This window comes from Blastomonas sp. CCH1-A6, assembly GCF_001556365.1.
Taxonomy (GTDB): Bacteria; Pseudomonadota; Alphaproteobacteria; order Sphingomonadales; family Sphingomonadaceae; genus Blastomonas; species Blastomonas ursincola.
Genome location: NZ_LSIS01000468.1, coordinates 1 through 237, shown reverse-complemented (window position 1 = coordinate 237; position 237 = coordinate 1). Strand labels below are relative to the sequence as shown.

The following is a 237-nucleotide window of genomic DNA, read 5'->3' as shown; positions in this document are numbered from 1 at the left end:
TCTTCGCCCTGTGCGCGATGCTGGGATTTCGCTTCTGCCCGCGCCTGCGCGACTTTCCAGACCGGCGCCTCGCGCCGATCGCGCCGGTTAAGGCCTATCCGGCCATCGCCCCGCTAATGGGCAAGCGTATCCGCACCGACATCATCGCTGAACAATGGGATGACGTGCTGCGCCTCGTCGGCTCGATCAAGGCCGGCCATGTCGCGCCATCGGTCATGCTGCGAAAGCTCGCCGCGT

General features: G+C 65.8%; 1 protein-coding gene. It reads left to right on the top strand.

From position 1 onward, the window contains the following. The coding region (locus tag AX735_RS20990; RefSeq protein WP_156447568.1) for a Tn3 family transposase at positions 1-237 on the top strand (237 nt) is incomplete at both ends.